The sequence below is a fragment of the Methylomonas methanica genome, assembly GCF_001644035.1.
Taxonomy (GTDB): Bacteria; Pseudomonadota; Gammaproteobacteria; order Methylococcales; family Methylomonadaceae; genus Methylomonas; species Methylomonas methanica_A.
Genome location: NZ_LUUG01000082.1, coordinates 147,541 through 171,251 on the forward strand (window position 1 = coordinate 147,541; position 23,711 = coordinate 171,251).

The 23,711-nt window shown below is 51.1% G+C and carries 26 protein-coding genes; 6 read left to right on the forward strand and 20 right to left on the reverse strand.

Annotation, left to right across the window (positions count from 1 at the left end):
- Positions 1 to 81: 81 nt before the first annotated feature.
- Positions 82 to 1,071 carry a PstS family phosphate ABC transporter substrate-binding protein gene (locus A1332_RS14740; RefSeq protein ID WP_064009229.1) on the reverse strand — a complete coding sequence of 330 codons (990 nt, stop codon included), beginning with the start codon at positions 1,069 to 1,071 and terminating at the stop codon, positions 82 to 84.
- A gap of 119 nt (positions 1,072 to 1,190) precedes the next feature.
- Entirely contained in the window at positions 1,191 to 1,697 is a 507-nt protein-coding gene (locus tag A1332_RS14745) for a dihydrofolate reductase (RefSeq protein WP_064009230.1), read from the reverse strand.
- 56 nt (positions 1,698 to 1,753) lie between these two features.
- Here A1332_RS14745 and A1332_RS14750 point away from each other — a divergent pair, with 56 nt between their 5' ends.
- On the forward strand, positions 1,754 to 2,770 hold the full coding sequence (locus A1332_RS14750; RefSeq protein WP_064009231.1) for an asparaginase: 1,017 nt from the start codon (positions 1,754 to 1,756) through the stop codon (positions 2,768 to 2,770).
- Positions 2,771 to 2,889: 119 nt separating this feature from the next.
- Here the strand turns inward: A1332_RS14750 and A1332_RS14755 are convergent, their stop codons facing one another.
- From A1332_RS14755 to A1332_RS14790, 8 genes are all read right to left on the reverse strand, one after another.
- The gene (locus A1332_RS14755) at positions 2,890 to 3,450 is read right to left on the reverse strand and encodes a FlgO family outer membrane protein (protein ID WP_064009232.1); all 561 of its coding nucleotides are present in this window, start codon (positions 3,448 to 3,450) and stop codon (positions 2,890 to 2,892) included.
- Positions 3,451 to 3,594: 144 nt separating this feature from the next.
- Entirely contained in the window at positions 3,595 to 4,236 is a 642-nt protein-coding gene (locus A1332_RS14760) for an SPOR domain-containing protein (protein ID WP_064009233.1), read from the reverse strand.
- The gene (argS, locus tag A1332_RS14765) at positions 4,236 to 5,993 is read right to left on the reverse strand and encodes an arginine--tRNA ligase (protein WP_064009234.1); all 1,758 of its coding nucleotides are present in this window, start codon (positions 5,991 to 5,993) and stop codon (positions 4,236 to 4,238) included. The genes A1332_RS14760 and argS overlap by 1 nt, the downstream gene beginning before the upstream one ends.
- A gap of 57 nt (positions 5,994 to 6,050) precedes the next feature.
- On the reverse strand, positions 6,051 to 6,734 hold the full coding sequence (locus A1332_RS14770; protein WP_064009235.1) for a YggS family pyridoxal phosphate-dependent enzyme: 684 nt from the start codon (positions 6,732 to 6,734) through the stop codon (positions 6,051 to 6,053).
- A complete protein-coding gene (tatC, locus tag A1332_RS14775) occupies positions 6,727 to 7,482 on the reverse strand; it encodes a twin-arginine translocase subunit TatC (protein WP_064009236.1) in 756 nt (251 codons plus the stop codon). The genes A1332_RS14770 and tatC overlap by 8 nt, the downstream gene beginning before the upstream one ends.
- Positions 7,457 to 7,780, reverse strand: a complete 324-nt coding sequence (gene tatB / locus A1332_RS14780) for a Sec-independent protein translocase protein TatB (RefSeq protein ID WP_020484215.1) — start codon at positions 7,778 to 7,780, stop codon at positions 7,457 to 7,459. Before tatB ends, tatC begins: the two co-directional genes overlap by 26 nt.
- Before the next feature lie 8 nt (positions 7,781 to 7,788).
- A complete protein-coding gene (gene tatA / locus A1332_RS14785) occupies positions 7,789 to 8,004 on the reverse strand; it encodes a Sec-independent protein translocase subunit TatA (RefSeq protein WP_064009237.1) in 216 nt (71 codons plus the stop codon).
- 22 nt (positions 8,005 to 8,026) lie between these two features.
- Positions 8,027 to 8,347: a phosphoribosyl-ATP diphosphatase gene (locus tag A1332_RS14790; protein ID WP_064009238.1), complete on the reverse strand. Its 321-nt coding sequence runs from the start codon at positions 8,345 to 8,347 to the stop codon at positions 8,027 to 8,029.
- A 525-nt stretch (positions 8,348 to 8,872) separates the two neighbouring features.
- On the opposite strand from A1332_RS14790, the gene A1332_RS14795 reads away from it, so the two are divergent.
- From A1332_RS14795 to typA, 4 genes are all read left to right on the forward strand, one after another.
- Entirely contained in the window at positions 8,873 to 9,775 is a 903-nt protein-coding gene (locus tag A1332_RS14795; RefSeq protein ID WP_036272630.1) for a LysR family transcriptional regulator, read from the forward strand.
- Positions 9,772 to 10,341, forward strand: a complete 570-nt coding sequence (locus A1332_RS14800) for a class I SAM-dependent methyltransferase (RefSeq protein WP_064009239.1) — start codon at positions 9,772 to 9,774, stop codon at positions 10,339 to 10,341. The genes A1332_RS14795 and A1332_RS14800 overlap by 4 nt, the downstream gene beginning before the upstream one ends.
- Before the next feature lie 12 nt (positions 10,342 to 10,353).
- Entirely contained in the window at positions 10,354 to 10,746 is a 393-nt protein-coding gene (locus A1332_RS14805; RefSeq protein ID WP_064009240.1) for a rhodanese-like domain-containing protein, read from the forward strand.
- Between the two features lie 107 nt (positions 10,747 to 10,853).
- A complete protein-coding gene (gene typA / locus A1332_RS14810; protein ID WP_020484208.1) occupies positions 10,854 to 12,662 on the forward strand; it encodes a translational GTPase TypA in 1,809 nt (602 codons plus the stop codon).
- A gap of 69 nt (positions 12,663 to 12,731) precedes the next feature.
- Here typA and A1332_RS14815 read toward each other — a convergent pair whose 3' ends face one another.
- Positions 12,732 to 13,544, reverse strand: coding sequence for a sulfite exporter TauE/SafE family protein (locus A1332_RS14815; RefSeq protein ID WP_064009241.1), 813 nt, complete (start codon positions 13,542 to 13,544; stop codon positions 12,732 to 12,734).
- Between the two features lie 627 nt (positions 13,545 to 14,171).
- Between A1332_RS14815 and A1332_RS14820 the strand changes: the two genes are divergently transcribed.
- The gene (locus tag A1332_RS14820; RefSeq protein ID WP_064009242.1) at positions 14,172 to 14,729 is read left to right on the forward strand and encodes a recombinase family protein; all 558 of its coding nucleotides are present in this window, start codon (positions 14,172 to 14,174) and stop codon (positions 14,727 to 14,729) included.
- Positions 14,730 to 14,811: 82 nt separating this feature from the next.
- Here the strand turns inward: A1332_RS14820 and A1332_RS14825 are convergent, their stop codons facing one another.
- The 9 genes from A1332_RS14825 to A1332_RS14865 all read right to left on the reverse strand — a co-directional run bounded on the left by A1332_RS14825 (position 14,812) and on the right by A1332_RS14865 (position 23,659).
- Complete coding sequence (locus A1332_RS14825; protein WP_064009243.1) at positions 14,812 to 15,066, reverse strand: hypothetical protein; 255 nt, start codon at positions 15,064 to 15,066, stop codon at positions 14,812 to 14,814.
- A complete protein-coding gene (locus A1332_RS25340) occupies positions 15,063 to 15,365 on the reverse strand; it encodes a hypothetical protein (RefSeq protein WP_157204018.1) in 303 nt (100 codons plus the stop codon). The genes A1332_RS14825 and A1332_RS25340 overlap by 4 nt, the downstream gene beginning before the upstream one ends.
- 1,069 nt (positions 15,366 to 16,434) lie before the next feature.
- A complete protein-coding gene (locus A1332_RS14835; protein WP_157204019.1) occupies positions 16,435 to 17,007 on the reverse strand; it encodes a hypothetical protein in 573 nt (190 codons plus the stop codon).
- An 89-nt stretch (positions 17,008 to 17,096) separates the two neighbouring features.
- On the reverse strand, positions 17,097 to 19,097 hold the full coding sequence (locus A1332_RS14840; protein WP_064009246.1) for a cell wall-binding protein: 2,001 nt from the start codon (positions 19,095 to 19,097) through the stop codon (positions 17,097 to 17,099).
- Positions 19,087 to 20,025, reverse strand: coding sequence for a toprim domain-containing protein (locus A1332_RS14845; RefSeq protein WP_064009247.1), 939 nt, complete (start codon positions 20,023 to 20,025; stop codon positions 19,087 to 19,089). The genes A1332_RS14840 and A1332_RS14845 overlap by 11 nt, the downstream gene beginning before the upstream one ends.
- A complete protein-coding gene (locus A1332_RS24865) occupies positions 20,025 to 20,456 on the reverse strand; it encodes a helix-turn-helix transcriptional regulator (RefSeq protein WP_082879707.1) in 432 nt (143 codons plus the stop codon). Before A1332_RS24865 ends, A1332_RS14845 begins: the two co-directional genes overlap by 1 nt.
- 91 nt (positions 20,457 to 20,547) lie before the next feature.
- The gene (locus A1332_RS14855) at positions 20,548 to 21,273 is read right to left on the reverse strand and encodes a hypothetical protein (protein WP_064009248.1); all 726 of its coding nucleotides are present in this window, start codon (positions 21,271 to 21,273) and stop codon (positions 20,548 to 20,550) included.
- A 97-nt stretch (positions 21,274 to 21,370) separates the two neighbouring features.
- Positions 21,371 to 22,630: a tyrosine-type recombinase/integrase gene (locus A1332_RS14860; RefSeq protein ID WP_064009249.1), complete on the reverse strand. Its 1,260-nt coding sequence runs from the start codon at positions 22,628 to 22,630 to the stop codon at positions 21,371 to 21,373.
- Positions 22,631 to 22,807: 177 nt separating this feature from the next.
- Positions 22,808 to 23,659 (reverse strand): YicC/YloC family endoribonuclease, encoded by an 852-nt coding sequence (locus tag A1332_RS14865; protein ID WP_231890307.1) that lies wholly within the window; start codon positions 23,657 to 23,659, stop codon positions 22,808 to 22,810.
- Positions 23,660 to 23,711: the final 52 nt, after the last annotated feature.

Here is a 23,711-nt window from a genome sequence, read left to right on the forward strand (position 1 = left end):
AATGACATTGTGTCCATTAGCCAATCCCTTGCTGCGTCCATGCAGAATTGTCCCTTTATCAGACATCCTTGGCTGATGTAATTACTGAATCAGCGTCAAGGCTTTTTCGACTGCCTTGGCTGGCAGTGGAATGTAGCCGTCCTTGATCACGACTTGTTGGCCGGTTTTAGACAACACCATTTTGATGAACTCTTTTTCCATGGGGGCCAGAGGCTCGTTAGGTTTTTTGTTGACGTAAACGTACAAGAAACGAGACAGCGGGTAGGCACCTGATGTAGCGTTCTCAGGAGAAGCTTCAACAAATGGCTGGCCGTCTTTCAGGGCCAAAGGTACGGCTTTTACACCAGAGGTGGAATAACCGATACCGGAATAACCAATACCGTTTGCAGATGTAGTAACCGATTGCACCACGGATGCGGAACCAGGTTGCTCGTTGACGTTGCTTTTGAAATCGCCCTTGCACAGCGCTTCGTCTTTGAAGAAACCGTAAGTACCGGACACCGAGTTACGGCCATACAGCTGAATAGGTTTGCTTGCCCAACCGCCAGTCAGGCCGGCTTGGCCCCAAGTGGTAATATCGGTAGCAAAACCGCATTTACGGGTTGAGGACAAAATCGCATCCACTTGCGGAATGCTTAAGCCTTTAACCGGGTTGTCCTTGTTGACGAAAACTGCCAGCGCGTCAATAGCAACCGGGATCGCGGTCGGTTTGTAACCGTATTTGCTTTCAAAATCGTCGATTTCATTGTCTTTCATTTTCCGGCTCATCGGCCCCAGATTAGAGGTGCCTTCGGTCAAAGCCGGCGGCGCGGTCGAAGAACCGGCTGCTTGAATCTGAATGTTGACGTTGGGATAAATCTTGCCGAACTCTTCGGCCCACAAAGTCATCAAGTTAGCTAAAGTATCCGAGCCAACGCTGGAGATGTTGCCGGACACGCCGCTGGCTGCCGCATATTCAGGCAAAGCCGGATCCAATGTCGCGGGAGCCGCCACTGCTTCACCGCCGACCAAAGCAGCCGATGCAAAACCAAATCCTAAAACCAGCGATTTCAGCTTGAATGTATTTTTCATATATTTTCTCGAAATGTTTAAAACTTAAGATTCATATTGCCAACCTAGCGTGACAATAGTATGAAGCAAATGTGACAGTTTTATGACAAAAACACCCAATTCTGGCCGGCCGCCAAAATCTAGCGCCCGCTAGAATCAATCCGGATGTTTTCCAGCTTTAAAAAACTGTAGGTAAAATCAACGGTTTGATCGTTTTTAACATCGTCCCTGGCAACTTCCCGCCATTGACCGATATCGATATCCGGGAAAAAGGTGTCGCCCACGAAAGTTTTGTGGATTTCGGTCAGGTACAAATAATCGGCATACGACAGCATTGCTTCATACAAGGTGGCGCCGCCAATCACGAATAATTCCGGGCTATCGGCATAGTTTTGCAATACGCTATCGATGCCGGTAAACACCCGGCAACCAGGCTGTTGATAAATCGGGTCGCGGCTGATAATGATGTTCTCCCGTCCCGGCAAAGGCCGACCGATAGCCTCAAACGTTTTACGGCCCATCAAGATCGGCGCACCCATGGTGATTTGTTTGAAGCGTTTCAAGTCGGCCGAGAGATGCCAGGGCATTTGGCCGTTCAGGCCAATAGCCCGGTTGCTGGCCATCGCCACGATCAGTGATATTTTCATGCGGAGTGTTTAAGATGGGCTTTGTAAGCAAAACATCATACTAGAAACCATCGTTTATGAAGAAAAACATCCTGCTGGTATTTACCGGCGGCACCATAGGTTCGCAGCTTAGCGGCAACACCATCAATACCGACGGCAATGCCGGTTTTAAGTTATTACAACGCTTTACCGAACAAGACCCCAAGCCGAATTCGGTAAGCTTCAAAACCTTACAGCCCTTGCAGATTCTCAGCGAAAACCTGCATCCCAGCCACTGGCCGCAAATCATCGCAGCGATTGAAGGCGAGGATTTGCACCAATTCGACGGCATCATCGTCGCCCACGGCACCGACAGCCTGGCCTTCAGCGCTGCTGCGCTCAGCCTGTATTTCAATGCTTTGTCGATTCCGCTGCTGCTGGTTTCCAGCGATCTGCCGCTGGATAACCCGCAAGCCAACGGCGTGGCGAACTTTCTCTGTGCGGTAGAATTTATACGCCAACTCTATCTGGCCGGCGTGTTTGTGCCGTATCGAAATCCGGGGCAAGTCATGCAGATTCATCTCGGCGCCCGCCTGTCGTCCTGCCTGCCCTTAAGTAGCGATTTCATCAGCATCCAGTCACAGGCCTGGATGCGCTTCGAGAACGGACGGTTCCAATCCCTGCAAAATCCGGCGCTAAGCGAGCCCTCATCAATTGCGCTTAAACCCGATTTTTCCAAACGAATTTTGTTGATCAGACCTTATCCCGGCCTGGATTACTCTGCTTACAATCTCGACACCGTCGACGCGGTGCTACACGACCTTTACCATTCCGGGACGGCCTGTGCCTCCGGTGCGCTAGGAAAGCAATACAGCCTGGTCGAGTTCATCAAACGCTGCGCCAGGCGGGGCATCAAAATTTATCTAGCGCCGGCGCTGTATTCGGAAAGCGCCTATGCCTCCACTCGGGAACTGTTGGATTGTGGTGCGGAAATGATCTGGAATACTTCGCTGGAAGCGGCTTACGCTAAATTATTATTGGCTTACGGCAATTTCGACACGCCGCAGGCAATCTCCGCATTTTTAGTACGGAACTTGGCTCACGAACAACTGTAATACGGCTAGATTTTTACAAAAGGTCGATGCTCTGCAATCGCAGAATCCAAGCAAGTCTGACAACCAGGGTGTTAGCGTGGAGCGGATTGCCGAAAGGCAATCCGCTTAAGGTTTGAATGCTATGGCTTGGCAGGTGTGGGGGGTTGCGGTTTTTTAACCAAAACTTTGGCATCCGGCCCCATCGACACAGAATAGTCGGTGGAAGAAATCACGTTCTGGCTGGCGATGTCTACAACCCTTAGCGAAACGTAGACGTTATTGTAGCCTGGCGCAAACGAACCAATAACGACGGCTTTAGCGCCGACATTATTTAAAGCTTCCTTGGTTTTATCAGGAAGTTGCAGGATGCCCGAATCGTTTTTAGCAAAAATTTCGGTAGGCAGCTCCATACCCATCACCCGGTAACCTGAGCGGTGAAAGGCCGAGGAGATTTGATCGGAGACAATTCGGCCAAACGCCAAAGTTTGTTCTAGTTCGCCGACATTAACCAGCGAATTGATAACCACCAAGCTGCCCTTGGGTAAGGGTTCGCGTAAATCGAGAATCAGTTGGTCTACCGCCTCGTAGCTTACCTCGATCAAATCGTCGTCTTTGGTGTCGCTAGCGCGAAACACCCGGCTGCAACCGCTCAACATGATCAGCGCCAACAGCATCAGCACCATCGTCTTTTTGTTAACCATAAGGCCTCTCCTCTCGTAATTATTTAAGTTATCAGAGCTTAAAACAGCAAGCGAGTCAATCTAATTTACTACCGTACCGCACACAGCATTGCGCTGGGGAATTGCTTGAGCGACACCAGACAAAACCCTGGACTTGTTGAACGCTTATTGACCGCTTTCGGTAACAATCACACCTATGCCGTTTTTCTGCAGCAATTCCTTAATCGTGGAAACGCTGGCGGGATTATCGTAGGGACCGACTTTAACGCGATGCCAGATGACATTGCCGACTTTAGCTTTCTCAACCCTGGACTCTATGCCAAGAGATGCCAGCTTAGCTTTGTGGCGCTCGGCTTCCGGGGCTTCCCGAAACGAGCCGGCCTGCATAATGTATTTAGCAACCTTGGTTTTGCCGACCAGTTGCTCACGCACCCGAGTCTTAATTTCGTAATCGGGCACCACCACTTCCGCCTGTGGCAGTATGGTATAAAAATCGTAACGCGGCTCTTCCGGTTCTGCAGGTTGTGACGGCTCTGCCGGTTTTTCTGGCTCAGCGGCCGCTTGAGTTTGCGGTTTGACCGGTAATTCCTGTTTTAATTTTTCCACTACTTGCGGGGTTTCCGCTTCCGGCTTGCCTGCCACCAGCTCCGGCACCATTTTGCGGATCATGTTCAAAAACACCCCAAAAGCTACAATCAGCGCGATGACCAGCAACCAACGCCAAAGTGCTACCGAAGACTTTTTCGGCTTTCTGCGACTGTTGGTGTAACTGGGGCTTTGAACGCGGTGCTTATAGTCTCTGGCCATTACATCGCTTCGGGTGCATTGATTTTCAATAGGGATAGGGCGTTGACCAATACCTGCTTCACGGCGCAAATCAAATTGATGCGGGCATTACAAAGTTTGTCGTCGTCTACCAGGAACTGGTGTGCGTTGTAGTAACTGTGGAACTGATTGGCCAGTTCACGCAAATAATGAATCAATTGATGTGGTTCGTAATTCACAGCAGCACGTTCCAAAGCTTCCGGGTACTTGGAAAGTGTAGTCAGTAACGCGGTTTCCTGCTCTTCGGTCAACAGACTCAGATGTTCCATACCCAAATGCGAATTGCGTTGCCGGCCTTTTTCGTCGAGCTGGCGCAACACGCTACACACCCTGGCATGAGCATACTGCACATAATAAACTGGGTTTTCGTTACTTCTGGAGGTGGCCAGCTTCAAATCGAAATCCATGTGTTGCTCGGATTTACGCATCACATAAAAGAAGCGGCAAGCATCTCTACCGACTTCGTTACGCAGCTGTCTTAAAGTGACAAACTCGCCGGAGCGGGTGGACATCTGTACTTTTTCATCGCCGCGATACAGGATCGCAAATTGCACCAACAATACTTTCAACTTGGATTCGTCGGCGCCCAAGGCTTGCATCGCTGCTTTTACGCGTGGGATATAGCCGTGGTGATCAGCACCCCAAATATTGACGATCTGATCGAAGCCGCGATCCAGCTTGTGCATATGGTAGGCGATATCGGACGCAAAATAGGTGGTCTGGCCGTTGTCGCGCACCACGACTCGATCTTTTTCGTCGCCCAAGCGGCTGGAGGCAAACCAGGTGGCACCTTCCTGCTGGTAAAGATAGCCGGCGGCATCCAGACGTTGCAGGGCTTGCTCCACGGAATGATCGTCCATCAGCGAGCGCTCGGAAAACCACTGTTGATAACTGACGCCAAATTCGGCCAAGTCGTCTTTGATGTCGTCCAGAATCTCGTCCAGACCGGCTTGAAATACTTCCTTATAGGCCTCGCCGAGCAAGGTTTTCGCTCGGTCGATCAACGCGTCGATATGTTTTTCCTTGTCGCCGCCCTGCGGTTCATCGGCTGGTAAATCCGCCATCACTTGCGCGGCGGCCCGGCGGTATGTATCGCCCGCTTTTTTATGCAGATTCGCGGAAATTTCTCGGACATATTCGCCGCGATAACCGTTGCAGGGGAAAGGCAGAACCTCGTCGCAGGCTTCCAGATAACGCAACCAGACGCTGGTAGCGAGAATGTCCATCTGCCGGCCGGCATCGTTGACGTAGTATTCGCGCTCGACTTGAAAGCCGGCGGCGGCCAATAGATCGGCTACAGCCGAACCATAAGCAGCACCACGGCCGTGGCCGACATGTAAAGGCCCGGTAGGATTGGCGGAAACGAATTCGACTTGCACCCGCTTGCCTACACCGATCTGACTTAAACCGAACTCAGCTCCGGCATCGAGTACCTGTTTGACAATCTGAAACTGGCTGTCGGGATTGATGAAGAAATTGATAAATCCCGGGCCGGCGATATCAACCTTGCTGATCAGCGCATCGCTGGGCAAAGCCGCGACGATTTTTTCGGCCAATTGTCTAGGATTAAGTTTGGCCGGCTTAGCCAGCAACATTGCCAGATTGGTGGCGAAATCGCCGTGTTGCGCATCGCGGGTGCGCTCTAAATTGATTTGCGCAATAAAATCGTTTTCGAGAATACCTTGAGTTTTAAGGGCTGTAACGGCTTGTTGTAAAAGGGCTTCCAGCTTTTGTTTCATCGCGTTGAAAAATGGGGATTTATCGGAAAATAGCCGCCATTATCCATTAAAAACAAATTATTGGCTAGGACGCTCGCCGAACAGCGCCGTGCCTATCCGCACCAGCGTCGAGCCTTCGGCGACCGCCGCCTGCAAATCGCCGCTCATCCCGAACGAAAAGGTATCAAGATCGTTACGCTCAAGTTGCCGCACCGCTTGATAAAGTCGCCGATAGGGCAGGCATTGCGCCTGATAATCCTGTTGAGGCTCCGGAATCGCCATCACGCCGCGCAAACGCAAATTCGGCAATTTGCTAACTTGCTCGATCAGCGCCGGCAAATCAGCCAACTGAATGCCGGACTTGCTGGCTTCGTCGCTGATGTTGACTTGCAAACAAACATTCAGAGGCGGCAAATAGTCGGGACGTTGCTCGCTGAGGCGCTCGGCAATTTTCAAGCGATCAACACTGTGTACCCAGGCAAATTGCTGAGCGATAGGCTTGGTCTTATTGGACTGAATCGGTCCGATGAAATGCCAGCTGATATTGAACGCCGCCAATTCTTGCTGTTTTTTTAGCGCTTCCTGCAAATAGTTTTCGCCGAAATGGCGCTGACCGAAACGGTAGGCTGCGGCAATATCGGCAGCAGGCTTGGTCTTACTGACGGCCAATAGCTGCACACTGCCCAGCGGGCGTTGTGAATCAATTTCGGCCTGACGGAGTTGCTTGCGTACCTTGGCGAAACGCTGGGCGATACTATTCACGATCCTCAGCCGCCGATTCTTTTTTGACAAATAAGCGCGAAAACAGCAATCCGGATTCAAACAACAACCACATCGGCACTGCCAACAGGGTTTGCGAAAGGGCGTCGGGCGGCGTCAAAAACATAGCGATGACGAACACCCCGACGATGACATACGGCCTTTTTTCGGACAGCGTTTCCGGCGTAATGATCCCGGTCCAGACCAATACAATAGTGAAAATCGGAATTTCGAACGACAAACCGAAGGCAAAAAACATCGCCAACACAAAATCCAGATAAGTGGCTATATCGGTCATCACCGCCACGCCGGCAGGCGCCGCCGAAGTGAGATAGCCGAACACCAGCGGAAATACCAGAAAATAGGCGAAGGCTGCGCCACTGTAAAACAACAAGGTGCTAGCCAATAGCAACGGGGCCACCATCAGCTTTTCATGACGGTATAAGCCAGGCGCCACAAAGCCCCAGAACTGGTAAAGAATGAAGGGAATGGAAACAAACACCGCGACTACGAATGCGAGTTTGAACGGGGTGAAAAACGGCGATGCGACATCGATGGCTATCATCGTGCTGTTTTTCGGCATGTGCTGCAACAGCGGCTCTGCCAGATAGGCGTAAATCTCGTTCGCGTAGCTTGCGGTACCGACAAACACCAGTAACACACATAGCACCACCTTTAACAGGCGGTCGCGCAGTTCGACTAAATGGCTAAAAAAAGACTGCTCGTTATCCTGCGGTGCTTGGCTTGTCATCGTCCTGATTGATCTCGGTCGCTGCCTGGGCATTGAAGTTAATATCGTCAAGGGCCGACTGAGTATCCTGCACCACTTTCTGCAATTCGCCGGCTATGGACTGTTGCTGGATTAACTGGCGCATTTCCTCAGCATGCAATTCCTGTTTAATTTCCGCCTTCGCGGTGGCCAGTACAGTACGGGCTTTTCCTACCCAAAATCCAGCTAAGCGGGCCGCTTTCGGCAATTTTTCCGGGCCAAGCACTAATAGCGCCACCAACCCAACCATCAACAACTCTGAAAAGCCGACATCAAACATAGCGCAGACTAAGCCCGATCTTTTTCTTTATTAGTGACTTCGCCTTCCAAAGGCTCCTCTTCCTTGCGAGCAATCGTTTTATCTTCGCTGCCTTCCTTAACAGCTGAGCGAAATCCCCTGATCGCCTCGCCGAGATCGGAGCCGATATTTTTCAGGCGCTTGGTGCCAAACACCAGGATCACGATAACTAACACTACTAATAGATGAGGAATGCTTAAGCCCATTTTTTACTCCTTAATTTAACCATCAGGAAACATCGCGCTGCGCTTTTTCCTGTAAACCGGACAATCCAAAGCGCCTTTGCAACTCATTGATCACATGTTCCGGTCCGAGTTCCTGATGCGCCAACATAACCATGCAGTGAAACCATAGATCGGCGGTTTCATACACTATTTTATCCTTGTCGCCGTCTTTGGCGGCAATCACCGTTTCAGTGGCCTCCTCGCCGATTTTTTTCAGAATATGATCCAAGCCCTTGGCGTATAAACTGGCCACGTAGGACTGATCGGCGGTTTGCAGCTTACGCTGCTCAAGAACCAGGGCCAATTGCTGTAAAACTTCGCTCATTAGTTTTGTGTGGATTGGGAACTGCAAAATCATAGCACGTTGCCGAAACAGCCCAAAAAAATCTATCGGCAAAAAAAAGCCTCCCTATGCTTGCGCAGAGGAAGGCAAAAAAACCAGCGGAGTGCTTAGAAGGAGGTTCCGCTCGTTATTACAACACCAGGAGGTAGTTACAAATTCTTGGATCAGCTATTCAGCTGCGCCTTGGTCGACATATTGCTAAACATGGACGTGGCAGCGAACAACACAGTGGAGATTACGAACAAACCTGAAATAAAGTTCCAAATACCGGCAATAAAGAGGGCGCCGATTAAGATGTCTTTTTTAAATTCGTTCATTGTGCTCAAATTCTCTGTTTTTAAATCTTGTGCTTGACAAGACTTCATGCGTTTGCTTTTCAGTTGCAGCGCACTATACAGGATAGAAAAAAGTTTACAATTAGGCTTTTACTAAATAAATTGTATACAATTTCGAAACAATAAAAATGTCAACGCTTTTTGGTGAATTTTTTACTTTCCAGGAGATACCATGGATAAACTAACCAGCATGAATGTCTTTGTCCGCGTCGCCAAAGCCGGTAGCTTTGCCGGAGCCGCCAAAGATCTCGATATTTCCAGGGCAATGGCTACCAAACACATCATGCAATTGGAAAGCGAACTGAACACACGCTTGTTCAATCGCACAACCCGAAGCTTAAGCCTAACCGAGGCTGGCGAAGCCTACCTGGAACGCTGTCAGCAAGTTCTACTAGACGTGGCGGAGATGGAATCGGCGATCACGCATTTGCAAACAGAGCCGCGTGGCACCCTGAAAATTCTGGCGCCGCCAGTCATCGGCGCCAGCCATATTTCGCCGGGCTTGACCGAATACTTAAAAAACTACCCGGATCTTTCAGTAGAGATGGTGCTGAAAGGCGGACAAGTCGATTTAATCGATGAAGGTGTCGACTTGGCTATTTACTTAGGCCAGTTGAACGATACCAGCTTGGTGGCCCGAAAATTGGCCAGCTCATCACTGGTTGTGTGCGCCTCCCCGGAATATCTCAAGGCGCATGGCACTCCGCAAGACCCGGAAGACTTGGAAGATCACAGCTGCCTGATCAATTGGGCGATCCCGCCGCGTAACAAATGGCGCTTCAAGGGCATACTAGGGGAACGCACCGTCACCGTCACGGGCAGGATGCAGGCCAATATGGCCGATCCGATCCGCAACGCCGCGGTGAACGGCTTGGGCCTGATCATGTTGCCGCGTTACATCGTCGGCCGTGACATCGAGCAAGGCCGGCTGCAAGTGGTCATGGAGCAGTACGGTATCTCGCCGCTGGAAATTTATGCCGTGTACCCACACCGCAAATATTTGTCGGCCAAAGTCCGGTCGTTTTTGGAGTTTATTCAAGCTTGGCTACCGCATCGAATCGGCATGAATCCATGAGCGATCTGCAAGACAAGTGGGATGCTGTGTATCGAAACACTTCCGCTCCTGCATCGCCTGCCGAGGTGCTAAGCCTGCACCAATACCTGCTACCCAAGCACGGCAACGCGCTGGATTTGGCCTGCGGCCTGGGCGGCAATGCGATGTTGCTAGCCGAATCAAGACTGACTGTCGATGCCTGGGATATATCCTCGGTCGCTTTACAACTATTGCAACAACAGGCTGCCGAAAAAGGCCTATCAATCGCCACTCGGCAATGCAATATCAGCGCCGAAACACTAACAAAGCAGACTTACGATGTGATTGTCATCTGTCGTTTTCTTGACCGAACCCTGTGTAATGCGATAATGGCAGCCTTGAAACCGGGCGGCCTGCTGTTTTATCAAACATTTACCCGCAACAAACTTGACCAACAAGGCCCCAGCAATCCCGAGTATTTACTGGCAAACAACGAATTATTGCGGCTATTCAGTCCCTTAAGCGTGATTTTTTACCAGGAATACGCAAAACTCGGCGATTTGCGATTCGGCAATAGAAACGAAGCCTGTTTTATCGGGCAAAAATGAAGCGGTAAATTAATGATAGAAAATCTCGACCCCAAACAATCCTGGGCTGTATTACAAACTAATCCGGCAGCGGTACTGATCGATGTCAGAACAGCCATCGAGCACAGCTTTGTCGGCCACCCGCCGCAAGCGATTCATGTGGCCTGGAAAGAATTTCCCGGCATGCAATTGAACACGGGTTTCGTAGACCAAGTGCAGCAGCATGCCCAGGATAAAGCCGCGCCGATTCTGCTGCTGTGCCGCAGCGGACAACGTTCTGTAGACGCTGCCAAAGCCCTGGAAGCGGCGGGCTACGAGCATCTGATCAACATTCTGGAAGGCTTCGAAGGCCCCCTGGATGAAAACAAGCACCGCGGCAATACTGGCGGCTGGCGTTTTCACGGCTTGCCTTGGCAACAAAGTTAATCCCTCAGCCAATCGGTCCGCGCCAGCGCGGAAACCAAAACTAAATCCCGCTGGGCGGCTTGTCCGTTCGGCCTATCTGTTCCTTAAAAATCATCTAGTAAATTATTGTGATAGAAAAACTCAGAAACATCGCGATCATCGCCCACGTCGACCACGGCAAAACCACGTTAGTTGACCAACTTTTACAGCAATCCGGCACCTTCGACGCGCACACCAAAGTCGACGAACGGGTGATGGACTCCAACGCGCTGGAAAAAGAACGCGGCATTACCATCTTGGCGAAAAACACTGCGATTGACTGGAACGGCTATCACATCAACATCGTCGACACCCCTGGCCACGCCGACTTCGGCGGCGAGGTCGAACGGGTTCTATCGATGGTGGATTCGGTTTTATTGTTAGTAGACGCCGTCGACGGCCCAATGCCGCAAACCCGTTTCGTCACCAAAAAAGCGTTTGCCTTGGGTTTAAAACCCATCGTCGTGATTAACAAAGTGGATCGCCCCGGCGCCCGTCCGGATTGGGTGGTTGATCAAACCTTTGATTTGTTCGATAACCTAGGCGCAACCGATGAGCAATTGGATTTTCCTATTGTGTATGCGTCGGCATTAAATGGTTTTGCCGGTTTGGAAGCCGATGTATCGGGCGGCGATATGACACCGCTGTTTCAAACCATCGTTGATAAAGTAGCGCCGCCGCCGGTTGAGGTCGATGCACCTTTCCAAATGCAGGTCATCAGCCTGGATTACAACTCTTATGTCGGTGTTATCGGCATCGGTCGTATTCAGCATGGCAAAGTGACGCGCAATATGCCGTTAACCATCGTGGACAACGAAGGAAAAAATCGTAGCGGTCGGATGCTGAAATTGTATGGTTTCCATGGCTTGGAACGCGTCGAAGTGGAAAGCGCGCAAGCGGGCGACATCATTGCTTTCTGTGGCATTGAAAATCTGAAAATCTCGGAAACCTTATGCGACCCGAATAACGTAGTGGCACTACCGCCGCTATCGGTCGATGAGCCGACCGTGAGCATGACCTTCCAGGTCAATAACTCACCCTTTGCCGGCAGAGAGGGTAAATTCATTACCACCCGCCAAATTTACGATCGTTTACAAAAAGAGTTGCAGCACAACGTCGCCCTACGTGTTGAAACCACTGATGATCCGGACAAATTTAAAGTGTCCGGACGTGGCGAATTGCATTTATCGGTGTTGATCGAAAACATGCGCCGCGAAGGCTTCGAGTTGGGCGTATCGCGCCCGCAAGTTATCATCAGAGAAATTGATGGCGTCAAATCGGAACCGTTTGAAAACGTCACGATTGAAGTAGAAGAACAACACCAAGGCACCATCATGGAAAAATTGGGCGAGCGTAAAGGCGACCTGAAAGACATGGTGCCCGATGGTAAAGGTCGCATTCGCTTGGAATATGTGGTGCCTTCGCGCGGCTTATTGGGCTTCCAGACCGAGTTCCTGACCGCAACCTCCGGATCAGGCTTGTTTTATCACGTCTTCGACCATTATGGCCCCGTGAAAGAAGGCGCGGTTGGTAGTCGCGTGCGTGGCGTGTTGATTTCCATGGCTAAAGGTAAAGCGGTCGATTATTCGCTGTATCCGCTGCAAGCTCGTGGTGAGTTACTGGTGGTTAATGGTGATGAAATCTACGAAGGGCAATTAGTCGGCATCCATTCACGCAGCAGCGATTTAGTGGTTAACCCAACCAAACCAAAACCTTTAACCAACATTCGTGCTGCGGGTACCGACGACAGCTTGACCTGTGCCAAAATTCAAAAAATGACCTTGGAACAAGCTTTGGAGTTTATCAGCGATGATGAACTGGTCGAAGTGACACCGAAATCAATTCGTCTACGTAAAATCTTATTGACTGAAAACGAACGCAAACGCGCGCCGAAATAGTCAAACTAAAAAAACCGTTCTCGTCATTGCCGAGAACGGTTTCTTCAAGCCAAGCAGCTAAATACGGTTCTACTGCAATACAAACTTAACGCCTATCACCAGCAGCAAGGTTGCCAACACCGGACGTAAAAAATATTCCGGAATCTTGGCGCTCAAATGACTGCCGATCCAGATCCCCGGCACCGACCCCAGCAACAAGCTGATCAACAAATCCAGATCGAAATTTCCCAGACTCAAATGCCCCAAACCGGCCACTGCGGTCAAAGGAATCGCATGCGCCAAGTCGGTACCGACAATTTTCAACGTGGTCATTCGCGGATATAGAAATAACAAAGCCACAGTCCCTAAAGCCCCAGCACCCACCGAGGATAATGTGACTAACACTCCCAGCACCGCACCGGTAAACACCGTAGCAACTTTTTCCCAGCGCGGCGAAAAACGGCCGCTGTTTTCCTGATTACTATGCTCGTCGTCGATTGCCGCAGTCTTGGCCGCTTTACGCAACAGAATACTGCGTACCAGCAAGGCCAAAGCCGTCAGTAACAACGCCACGCCCAAAGTAAAGGTAATTGCGCCGGTCACTTCCTTGCCAACGGCCATCAGATTTTTCAATACATACAAGGTTATACCGGCGAAAGGCAAACTACCCAGCGCCAACCAACCGACGATTTTCCAGTCCACCGAACCGTGCTTACCGTGATGAACAAACACCCCGGCGGTTTTCGTAATCGACGCATAGAGTAAATCGGTGCCTACCGCGACTGCGGGTTTAAAGCCAAACAAAAAAACCAGAAGCGGCGTCATCAACGAACCGCCGCCAACACCGGTAACGCCCACCAGCATACCCACGACAAATCCGGAAGCCGTATACATTAAATTCATAGACAATCACCTCAAACTTCATAATATTCGATAAGTGAACTCATTATGCCAGCGCAGTCGCCCACCTTATTAATGATTAAATTGCATATGTATATTTAATTTTCAGATATTTGTACGCGTAAACGCGACAACACACGCTGCACAAGTAAATCAGCCTATTGATCGATGGATAAGTGGTCTGATTGCCTATCTTTCAGCATTGCTAGATATGCCAGACACAAAAAAGCCGCGATTTACGTGGCCTGCGACGGGTTGCTGGACTGTCCGGAACAGCCAGAACATCATTCAATGTTCTGGATCTGACCCCATATAAGATAAATAAGTAATTGTTTTATATGCATTATTTTAAATTATTTTCCTTTCTGGTGCCCGTATTGGTGCCCGCTTTTTGCGGGCTTAAATGGGATTTACCGCGACTTGCATCTGTGCCAGCGCTATCGGTTCATTTTAATTAGACGACAAATTCGAACAACCTTTATCAATTGAGTAAATAAAGTATACATTTTTTTACACTTCCAACCATGCCCGCAAACCCGCATTCCACCATGTAAATTAAAGTCAATTTGACATTTTATTTACACATGTTAATCTGACTCTAAGAGATTAATTTACACAAGGGTGGCGGTCATGAAAGGTCAAAACGTCGGATACATCAGAGTTAGTTCAACATCGCAAAACACCGAACGCCAGTTGGCAGACGTGGCGCTTGATCGAGTCTTTACCGACAAGGCCAGCGGCAAAGATGCCAACCGCCCGGAGTTGTCCAACTGCCTGGAGCATTTGAGAGAAGGCGACGTGTTACACGTCCATTCTATCGACCGCCTGGCGCGGAACCTGAAAGACCTGCAAACCATCATCGAGAACCTAACCAAAAATGGCGTCACGGTTAAATTCTACAAAGAGCATTTGACCTTCGAAGCGGCCAATACATCGCCCATGCAAACCCTTATGCTGCAAATGCTTGGCGCGTTCGCCGAGTTCGAACGGACTTTGATTAAGGAACGCCAAAGGGAAGGCATTGAGGCAGCCAAGGCCCAAGGCAAAAAACTAGGCGCACCGGCCAAATTGACAGCGGCACAAACCGCCGAAATCAAAGCGCGGGTTGAACAGGGCGACGATAAAAGCAAACTGGCTAAAGAATACGGTATCAGCCGGCCAACGCTTTACAAGCTGATTGCAGCCTGAATTTTTGACCGATCAGGACACAAAAAAGCCGGCAAGCCTATCGGGCAGCCGGCTTTTTTATTGTCAGTAGCGCACCCGTTTCTTATTCGAATCGCCCATTTTGCCAAGCTTCCAGCATCTTTTTAGCGTCGCTTGCTTCCATCTGAATCGCTTGGGCGGCGGCGGGTAAGCTTTCCGGCGACAATCCACCATCGTCCAAACGGCTTGCCACCTCGACAACATCGGCAAGGCCGGCAATGCGGTTCAATACATCCCGCAGACTTTCGTAAAAGTCGCTATTGATACGGTGGGAAAAATCGATAGCGTTGTTAGTGTCGTTGGCTTCTTGGTTGCTCATGACTGTTTGCTCCGGTTCTCTTGGAATTCTCGTTTGACATAGCAACTCAGCAGGTCTGTAGCGTCTTCCAACTCCAGTCGTATGGCTTGACCGATCATGCGTAACAATTCGCCATGAAGACACGCACCGTCATCTACTTCCGCTGCAATTTCGAGTAAATCCGCAATAGCACCGGCGCGTTTGATCGACGGTCCAACGGTATCCTCAATGCCGCCAAGGGGTCCACCAGTTGAAAGCGTGTAAGGGATGCGATGAGAAAGTTCGGGTTGAATTTCGTTCGGGTTGGTTTGCGTGTTCATGGTGGTTTCTCCATTGCTTAGAGTAAAACCGCCGCCCAGCTTCCTACAGCATGGGCGACGGGCTTGGATGGGGTAGGAATACCGCGCAATGGTAGGCGGCCAGCCCGAAAGCTGCCCAAACAAACCCGCCATAATGACAGGCACGACAACAAGCCGCGCCGAATAACAGGCATAAAAAAGCCACTGGCTAAAGTGGCGATTTATCGCCATTGCAAAACGGGTTCCTACGCCCGGCCAGTCTGCGGACTGACGACTACATTCTGATCCGGATTCGTCGGCGGTGTCAATGCTTTATCCTTCCCCCGTGCCCGTAATCGTGCCGCCATGCGGGTGGCCGCGGCTAAATCAGGCAAGAACTAAGGCTTTCTCTCCCCCTAGCCCCGAGTCCATACGCCATAGGGGCGGCGGCGGTCTTTGGCGGGGTGTTTGGTAGTGGTGTGAGTAAGTCCAAGGTCATGGCCTGCTTTATCCACAGTGGCTTTTTCTATTTGTAAAATTCGCCCAGCGAAAATTTAGCTAGGGCGACGCAAAGGACGGGGCAACCCCTAGACTTTTGACCCGCCCCTGGGGGGCATGACTGCGGATAAATTGGGCGGCTTCCACCCGACCATGTAGCCAACGACAGTGGGTACTAAAAATATTTCTCTCTATACCCTATGCAAAAAATCTGGGGAATCTGGGTAGATACCCCTCAAGACCATGTGCCGCGAGGCTTTCAGGCTCCCCACGCCATTTAATAAAACGGGGATCTCCCCACGTAGAACAAGCAAAATCCGGGTAAACAAGCCGCTAATAGACCCATTTAGATTGGTGCATTATTTTGATCGCGGTTAATTCCATCCCCGGATAATTTGTGGAACTCCACGCTCAGTAAAAAGCACCTGGGGAGCTTGAAAGCCTTATGTATCAAGGCTTACAGGCTTATCTCCCCAGATTCCCCAGATTTTTTATACATACCCTTATATTTTGTTCAGCAGCGGCAGCGGCTAAATAATCAGCCGACTTCGCACCCGCTACCCTATGGCGAACCAATAATGGGGAGCGGGGAACATATGAAAGGGCGGCTTACTTATACGGGTACATCCTCAACCCAATAATCCGACGACAGAATAATGCAGCCGCAATCCGGCACTTCGCCCACTAGAATCGGGTGCGGATGACCGGCAGCGGTGAGATTGACCACGCCATCCGCGATGAATGAAGGTTTGTTTTCCGGGTGTTCTTGCTGTGGCGCCGTTGTGTTGGGTTTTTTGCTAGTCATTAGGTTGGCCACAGCTGAGAACGCCATGGAAAACGCTATCTGCATAACGAAAGTCGATATAACCATGGCTGCGGTTGCACTAACACCCAGCGCCATCAACGGCGCAATAATTAATGCCGGAACCTCGCCGCCAGCCGTAGGCACGATAAATAAAATCTCATCCGCCCACGGGTCAAGGGCGGTGTCTTTGGATACGCACCGGCACATATCATGGTTTTCCGGATCCACCAGCACCGCAGCGTAATGCCCGGCGTCGCACTCGGCCAGGAAGCCATCGCGTTGCACAGCTATCGCCCGCAAGGCCTCGGCTACGGTTTTAACGTCCAAGGTCCATTCAGCTTTGTATTTCTCCAAATCTCCAGTGAGTCTTACTGTCTTCATGTGAATTCTCCTTCACGGTTAATGCCGAAATCATCGGCGAATATCAATTTTAAAATTTGGCTAAACCTTCATCGTTTGCGGGAAGGGGCTTAACCGGATTCAACAAGGCCAGCATCCAGAACCAGCACCCGCACAGACCGGCCCGCAACTATGCGCTTAACCGTTGTACGCGGCTTGCCGTTTTTGCCATCCTGCTCAACCTTCAACAACAAGCCCCGCTCAGCCATTCGGCGCCATAGAGAGCCGGCAGAAATCAGAAAACTATCACCTTGATGGCGGGCAAATTCTTGGATGATCTTGAAGGCGGTGTTGGGCTCTAGCCATACCTCGGCGGGCTGTCCGTCTCTAGGCTCGGCATACCAGCCGCAACAATCGCCCATCGGTTTATACATATCCTCGCCGTTCAAATCTTTACCGGAGCTGCGCCAGCCCCAACTGAATGGCCGGGTGATGGGTGGCCCTTGCTTGATAACGGTGGCAATGTGACCATTGCCAGAGCTGAACGCAGCCCGCAACAGTTGCAAAAATTTCTCTACTTCGTCTTGTTCTGAAAGGTACCCGCCTTGTTCACTGAATGCCTGCTTTAAGCAGCTCTCAAGCTCGGCCAACACGATGTTGGCCTGTTCGCTGGTTAGCGTTTCGGCGTCCTCCAGGAACTCGAGAAAGGTTTCAGCGCCGGCCAGCAGGTTGCTATAAATCTCCGGTGCGCGCGGGTGACTGCTGGCGAAGCCGTCGCGAATGGCGGCATTGCGAAGCTGTTCAACCGCCTTGGGAAATTCCGCCTTTAACCGATCCATGCGCGCCGATAACCACTGTGTATAAGCAGACATAAGGCCGGCAAACCGTCCGGCCTGTGCGGCATGCTGTAGTTTGCTGAGCGTGGCGTTATCAACGTCGGCGCGGCCTAATTCCAGCACCAGCAGACGGCCCAGCAACGACACACCCCGTGGCAAATCTTCGGCGGTGACCAGTAGCATGGAGCGATTGAACGGCGCGGCTTGTGCCTGCATATTGGCGGTGCGGCGGCCACGTCCGGCCCCGTTGCCCGTGCCGCGAATAATCCTCTCAGCCATAGCGTGCTGTTTCTCAGCCTCGACACGGTTAACGCTCGGCTTAAAGTCGTCAATCGTGTACACGCCATCTTTGGCCTGGTGGGCTTTGGCTTCCGCGTCGTTGGCGGAATCCGACCAGTTTGCCGGAAAGCTGCGGGCGGTGAAGTCGCCATAAAAAGCCTGGGCAATAGCGGCCAAGGCTGACTTACGGGAACCGGTCAGACCATGCAACCAGATAGCAAAGTCGGTTTGCTGGCACTCGCCCAGCGGCGCCCTCGCCACCGCTGCCAACAAGGCCGCGCCGATATGCGGTCTACTTGGCGCCACGTCTAACAACAGCAAGGCATCGGCCACCGCCTGTTTCAAGTCATCGCCCGCCAACGGTGCCGGCAGCGCATAGCGGCCCATATTGCCCGGCCCTAGATCCACTTGAACGCCATCGATCAGACCTTCTTCAGTGATAGCCCCCGAGCCGGTCAAGTAGTGCCACGAGCCATCGATCTTTTTCCACCCCGTAAAACGGTAGACCACGCGGCGCGGTATATCACCCGACAAGCGGCTGTATTGATGGACAGCCGCGCGTAGGTTGTCGCGCTTAGCCGTGCCGGGATAAACAAACACCCGAGAACCCCAAGCCTCGTTAGGCCAGCAAGCTTGCGAGGAATAGAACGACTTAGCAGGCACATCAACCGCCGGCAGCGGCAAACCATCAGCCCGGCGCCCTTCGATCCGCAGGAATGATGCGTCATTCAGCCCGTCTTCCGCCGTGACTTCTTCCTTGATCGAGCACACAAAATCGCACAGCGGAAACTCCACAAGGCCAGAACCATCCGGCCCAGCCTTAACAGCGCGGACCTGGTGAATCGAGCCGGATTTAATCAAATAATCTCCGAAACGCAGAGGTTCATTCGATCCGCCACTACTGCCGCCGCCACCGTTACCGGGGGGATTTTGTGTGCTGGCTTTTTTGGCGGGTGGCGGTTTCTTAGCGCCCTTAACAACTTCCAGAATCGGCGGGGTTTTGGGCTTATCCGACATAGCCGCCACCGTTCAAAAAAATCTGATAATCATTGAAATCGCTATCCGGTCTCGGCGGCACAATCACCGAACCGCCCACCGCTGCGGCGGCCTCGGTGGCTTTGGTCAACCCTGGATTTTGGGCTGTTTCTGAATCGTTATCTGCGGCAAACACAATCTTGGCATCCGGCAATTTCTCTCGCACGATACGACCGACCGCCAACAGATTGTTGGCCGTGAACGCCATATAGGTCTTGATGCGGGTTTTCTCATACAACGTGGCAGCGGTGGCGAAGCCTTCGCAAATCAGCACAACGTCAGTTTTCGCCCCGATCCACCAGAACAGGCCAGCCAGGCCGCCGCCTGGCAAAAAGTCTTTATTTCGTGTGAACATCGGATGTTTATCGGGAAAAATCGCTTGCAGACTGCGGAGTGCGCCGGTGCGGTCGAATAACGGTATCAGCAAGCTATTCTCGATAGATACCGTTTGCTTAGTGCCGGCGGCATCGGTAACGGTGCGCTTCCAGGTGCCGACGCGGGCGGCATGTGGCTTGATTTGCTTTACCAACAAGTAGGGATGATTTGCTGGTGCTGGCTCGGCTGCCTGCCAGGTGGCCAAGGCCCGCTTGGCGGCTCGATCCATTCTCGCGGCCTCCTCGGCTTGCCGGCGCTTACGTTCACGCTCGATCCGCAGGCGCTCGGCATCCGACAGGGCAGCGGTTTGGCCTTCAGCATTCAAGAAAAACGAACCTTTAGCGCCTGTTTTCCAGTTTTGCACTATCCCGCCTTTACCATCGGCAAATATCTTTACACGACCAGCGCCATTGCCGCGCCTGCCGTCCTCCGCGTCAACCACTTGGAATGTGTCACGCTTGAAAAACTTAGGTGCCAACAAACCCAGCTCAGCCAGCGCGGCTCGGGCGGCGTCTTCGATGTTTTGCCAGCTCATTACAAGCCGCCTTTGCCGCTGGTTCTGCTATCAGTAGAGCCATTCAAAGACAGTAGATGCTTGTCGCCTTGGCCGGCGTAATTGTAAGCGGCACAGGTTGGACACAGGCCTCGCGTTTCCAATTTATCCGCCGGTGTTGGCTCCTGGCAGATTACACAAACAGAACCTTGTTTCTGAGTACGCGCCGCGTGAAGTCGGGAAACCAACGCTTTGATATTGTCGTCGGATTCGCCGGCAATGCGGGCATCGATAATGGCTTGCACTTCGTTGGCTGGCCAGGCGACACGCTCGCCGCCGATTTGCACCGGTTTCGGAAACAGGCCTAGTTTTATTTTGCGGTAGATGGTTGATCGTTTTTCACCGATAGCCTGTTCAACGACAGGGCGGCGAAGCATGGGGTTTAGGGTGGGTAAAATATTGGTTTTAGCCATTAACTATCCTCGTAAGGCTAGAGACCGCTGCGGATTGCTGCGGATTGGCTGGGAACTTTATGTATTTTGCAGTGGGTTGAATTCCGAAAAACTAACTGGTTTTATCGTTCGATTTTCGGTATTTGTTTACCAAGCCTGTTATTGAATCAGGGTGTTTTTTAGCTTGGGTTAGCCAATAATCAACACGATCTTTTTCTATTCCCCCTAACGCCAGAACGGCTCGCATACACTCGGCGGTAAAGCTGGTTTCGCTAGTTGTGAAAGGAATGCCGTAGTCAAAAAAAAGCCCTTCCAGCGCACGCGCTATCATTGACTCAATTGGCTCATCTTTTCTGTTTGGCATTTCATCGGCTGATGATTGAATAGATTTTGCGATTATTTGAAGGTCAAAAATAAATCCAGCTTCGTTTTCATAAAGCTCCCGGCCTGTCTGGTAGTTGTTGGGGAAAGGGTTTTCAGCGCCATGAGTTTTAGATAGGTCATCCATAGCTTTGGAAAATACATATCGTTTAACTCCAGAATCAAGTTCGAGATAAGCATCTATAGACCTTTGTAAGGCAGTTCCCAAAGACCTTACAGTCTCGCGCCGTTTTTGCTGTTTGGGGGGGTAAAGTTCTAGCATGCCTGGTATTCCGTCGGCAAATGCCTCTAAAGTTCCAACAAACGCCTCTACGAAATCATTTATGTCGTCTTTAGTGAGACCTGGGTTTTTTATCTGTGGTTTCGTTTTGTTTATTGCTTCAAGTGCCAGCCGCTCTAAGCGTGCCTTGGTGTCTTTGGCGAACTCTAATCTTGCTCTGGGAAACGTGTCTTGCATAACACCTCGTCAAAGTGTTGATTCATCCAAAAGGGTTAACCGGAAGCGGGGGACGAATCCCGCTTGTTGCCTGGCCGGGCTATCCGGTTAAATTCTTTTATACCGCCGCTTTTCTCAGTGGCGTTACGTTCCAGTTTTTGCCTTTGTCGCAAGCCTCCAAAAAATTCGCCAGCTTTTGCAATGCCGCCTTGCGTTCGTCAAAGTAATCATGGCGGTTGTAGATACCCTCCACGCCTTTGATTTTATGGTTAAGGCAACGCTCGGCAATATGAGAATCGACGCCAAGTGCGGCCAGGTGGGTACGGGCAGTGCGTCTAAAGTCATGGATCGTGAAAGGTTCGACGCCGGGCATGTTGGCTTTCACTTTGGACAGCGCCACATTCAAAGTATTTTCGTGAATGTACGGTAAACGCTGCTCCTGATATTTACGGGCCGGGAACAGATATTCACCATCGGACAGCCGGATAATATCCCGCAGCAACTCAACTGCCTGCTTGGGTAATGGGATGATGATTTCGGCTCTGGTTTTCGTGTCGCTGGTGGTTAGTCGCCAAGTGGCGTTATCCAGGTCGAATTGCTCAACCTTGGCCGTCACCAGCTCGCCTTTTCTTACGCACAGCATCAACAACAGCTTAAATGCGTATTCATTCAAGGATGAAAAGCCCTTGGTTTTGCGCATGGCCTCAAACAGCGTTACCAGTTCATCACGGGACAGCGCCCGATCCCTGGCTTCTTCCTTGCCGCCGGCGTCGGACAAATCAAACGCTGATGCCGGGTTGAACTGGATGATGTGGCGCTTAATAGCAAAATCGAACATGCGTTTAGTCCAGCGCAACACGTCGTTAGCTATGGTAGGTGCGCCTCGCTCGACGATGGCTTCCAACATTCTGGAAATGTCCATCGGCTTTACATTCTCGACCGGTATCTTGCCGATATTTGGCTTAATGTCTTTTTCGATCCTTGATCTAACGATGTTTGGGTGCTTCCAGCGGCCTAAAATGGTTTTGGTGAAGTATTCATCCGCCAACTGACCAACAGTGTAGGCATTTTTAGCGGCCTCGATCTTTTCCAGGGCTTCGGCTTTGCGCTCCTGCTTTTCGGCGGCCACGTCATAACCTAGCGCCACCCTAGCGCGAAACTCTTTAGCCTGTCTGCGGGCTTCGGCAAGGGATAGATCACTGTAACTGCCCAGCAACATAACTTTTCGCTGTCCGGCGAACCGATACCTGAAGCGCCAAATCGGCGTTGAAAACTCCTTTCTATAACTCAAAAACAAGCCGCCACCGTCGCCCCGTTGTTCAAAACGCTCATCATTTCTTATCCAAGCTTTGATCTGAATATCAGTTAATTCGCTCATTTTGGCCTCCAGTAGTTGGGCACCAACAAAATTCTTGTTTTCTGGCACTTGGTGCCCGGCTTGGTGCCCACATATTATGCGCTGCTATGGGATTATTTGGGAAGGTTAAGGCATAAAAAAGCCCAGAATTACTGGGCTTCGTTTAATTCGCGGGATTGACCGGGACAGCCTGAAACATCATTCAATGTTCTGGATCTGCTCACGCATCTGTTCGATCAATACTTTCAGATCGATGGAAATTTGCGTCATTTCCCGGTCGGCGGATTTGGAGCCTAGGGTATTGGCTTCGCGGTTCATTTCCTGCATTAAAAAGTCCAGACGACGTCCGGTGGGTTCCGGTTGTTTCAAGGTGCGTAACACTTCAGCGACGTGGGTTTCCAAGCGATCCAGTTCTTCGGCCACATCAAGTTTTTGCGCCAACAACACCAACTCCTGTTCCAAACGATCAAAATTAGGTTCGGCGACCATCTCCAGCACCCGGCTGGTTAGCTTGCTCCGCAGGTTGTGCAACACATCCGGCATGCGTTTGTGGGCCGCTTCGACCAGCAAATTGATCTTATGACAGCGGTCTTCTAATAATTGCGCCAGTTGCGCGCCTTCACGGGCGCGGGTTTCCAGCATTTTATCCAGCGTTAAGTCCAGCAACTGGACGATTTTTTCGCGTAGCGCCTCCTTGTCGGTTTCGGTTTCTTGCTGCACCCCCGGAAACGCCAGCACCTCTAATGCGGAAAACGGCTGCGGATTGCTCATCAACGCTTCGATACCCGAGGTAGCCGTCAACAATTTTTCGACTATTTCCTGATTGATATTGAAACTGTTATCGCTGGCTTGTTTTTTGTAACTCAAGGCGCATTCAATTTTGCCTCGCTTCAATTTGTCGGCAATCAGGCGTCGGGCGTCGGCTTCGACAAAGCGCAGTCGCTCGGGCAACTTGACGCTAAGATCGCTGTAACGATGGTTGACCGAACGTAACTCGCAAAGGATGGTCAGATTGTCGGCGCTTATTTCGCCGTCCGCGAAAGCGGTCATGCTTCTTATCATTTTTCACCTATAATCGTTACGCTTAACCCGCCCAGCTTTG

Bases quoted from the DNA above. Each gene is read 5' to 3' on its own strand.
- A1332_RS14740 (WP_064009229.1), bottom strand. From the start codon at position 1,071: ATGAAAAATACATTCAAGCTGAAATCGCTGGTTTTAGGATTTGGTTTT.
- A1332_RS14745 (WP_064009230.1), bottom strand. From the start codon at position 1,697: ATGAAAATATCACTGATCGTGGCGATGGCCAGCAACCGGGCTATTGGC.
- A1332_RS14750 (WP_064009231.1), top strand. From the start codon at position 1,754: ATGAAGAAAAACATCCTGCTGGTATTTACCGGCGGCACCATAGGTTCG.
- A1332_RS14755 (WP_064009232.1), bottom strand. From the start codon at position 3,450: ATGGTTAACAAAAAGACGATGGTGCTGATGCTGTTGGCGCTGATCATG.
- A1332_RS14760 (WP_064009233.1), bottom strand. From the start codon at position 4,236: ATGGCCAGAGACTATAAGCACCGCGTTCAAAGCCCCAGTTACACCAAC.
- argS (WP_064009234.1), bottom strand. From the start codon at position 5,993: ATGAAACAAAAGCTGGAAGCCCTTTTACAACAAGCCGTTACAGCCCTT.
- tatC (WP_064009236.1), bottom strand. From the start codon at position 7,482: ATGACAAGCCAAGCACCGCAGGATAACGAGCAGTCTTTTTTTAGCCAT.
- tatB (WP_020484215.1), bottom strand. From the start codon at position 7,780: ATGTTTGATGTCGGCTTTTCAGAGTTGTTGATGGTTGGGTTGGTGGCG.
- tatA (WP_064009237.1), bottom strand. From the start codon at position 8,004: ATGGGCTTAAGCATTCCTCATCTATTAGTAGTGTTAGTTATCGTGATC.
- A1332_RS14790 (WP_064009238.1), bottom strand. From the start codon at position 8,347: ATGAGCGAAGTTTTACAGCAATTGGCCCTGGTTCTTGAGCAGCGTAAG.
- A1332_RS14795 (WP_036272630.1), top strand. From the start codon at position 8,873: ATGGATAAACTAACCAGCATGAATGTCTTTGTCCGCGTCGCCAAAGCC.
- A1332_RS14800 (WP_064009239.1), top strand. From the start codon at position 9,772: ATGAGCGATCTGCAAGACAAGTGGGATGCTGTGTATCGAAACACTTCC.
- A1332_RS14805 (WP_064009240.1), top strand. From the start codon at position 10,354: ATGATAGAAAATCTCGACCCCAAACAATCCTGGGCTGTATTACAAACT.
- A1332_RS14815 (WP_064009241.1), bottom strand. From the start codon at position 13,544: ATGAATTTAATGTATACGGCTTCCGGATTTGTCGTGGGTATGCTGGTG.
- A1332_RS14820 (WP_064009242.1), top strand. From the start codon at position 14,172: ATGAAAGGTCAAAACGTCGGATACATCAGAGTTAGTTCAACATCGCAA.
- A1332_RS14825 (WP_064009243.1), bottom strand. From the start codon at position 15,066: ATGAGCAACCAAGAAGCCAACGACACTAACAACGCTATCGATTTTTCC.
- A1332_RS25340 (WP_157204018.1), bottom strand. From the start codon at position 15,365: ATGAACACGCAAACCAACCCGAACGAAATTCAACCCGAACTTTCTCAT.
- A1332_RS14835 (WP_157204019.1), bottom strand. From the start codon at position 17,007: ATGAAGACAGTAAGACTCACTGGAGATTTGGAGAAATACAAAGCTGAA.
- A1332_RS14840 (WP_064009246.1), bottom strand. From the start codon at position 19,097: ATGTCGGATAAGCCCAAAACCCCGCCGATTCTGGAAGTTGTTAAGGGC.
- A1332_RS14845 (WP_064009247.1), bottom strand. From the start codon at position 20,025: ATGAGCTGGCAAAACATCGAAGACGCCGCCCGAGCCGCGCTGGCTGAG.
- A1332_RS24865 (WP_082879707.1), bottom strand. From the start codon at position 20,456: ATGGCTAAAACCAATATTTTACCCACCCTAAACCCCATGCTTCGCCGC.
- A1332_RS14855 (WP_064009248.1), bottom strand. From the start codon at position 21,273: ATGCAAGACACGTTTCCCAGAGCAAGATTAGAGTTCGCCAAAGACACC.
- A1332_RS14860 (WP_064009249.1), bottom strand. From the start codon at position 22,630: ATGAGCGAATTAACTGATATTCAGATCAAAGCTTGGATAAGAAATGAT.
- A1332_RS14865 (WP_231890307.1), bottom strand. From the start codon at position 23,659: ATGACCGCTTTCGCGGACGGCGAAATAAGCGCCGACAATCTGACCATC.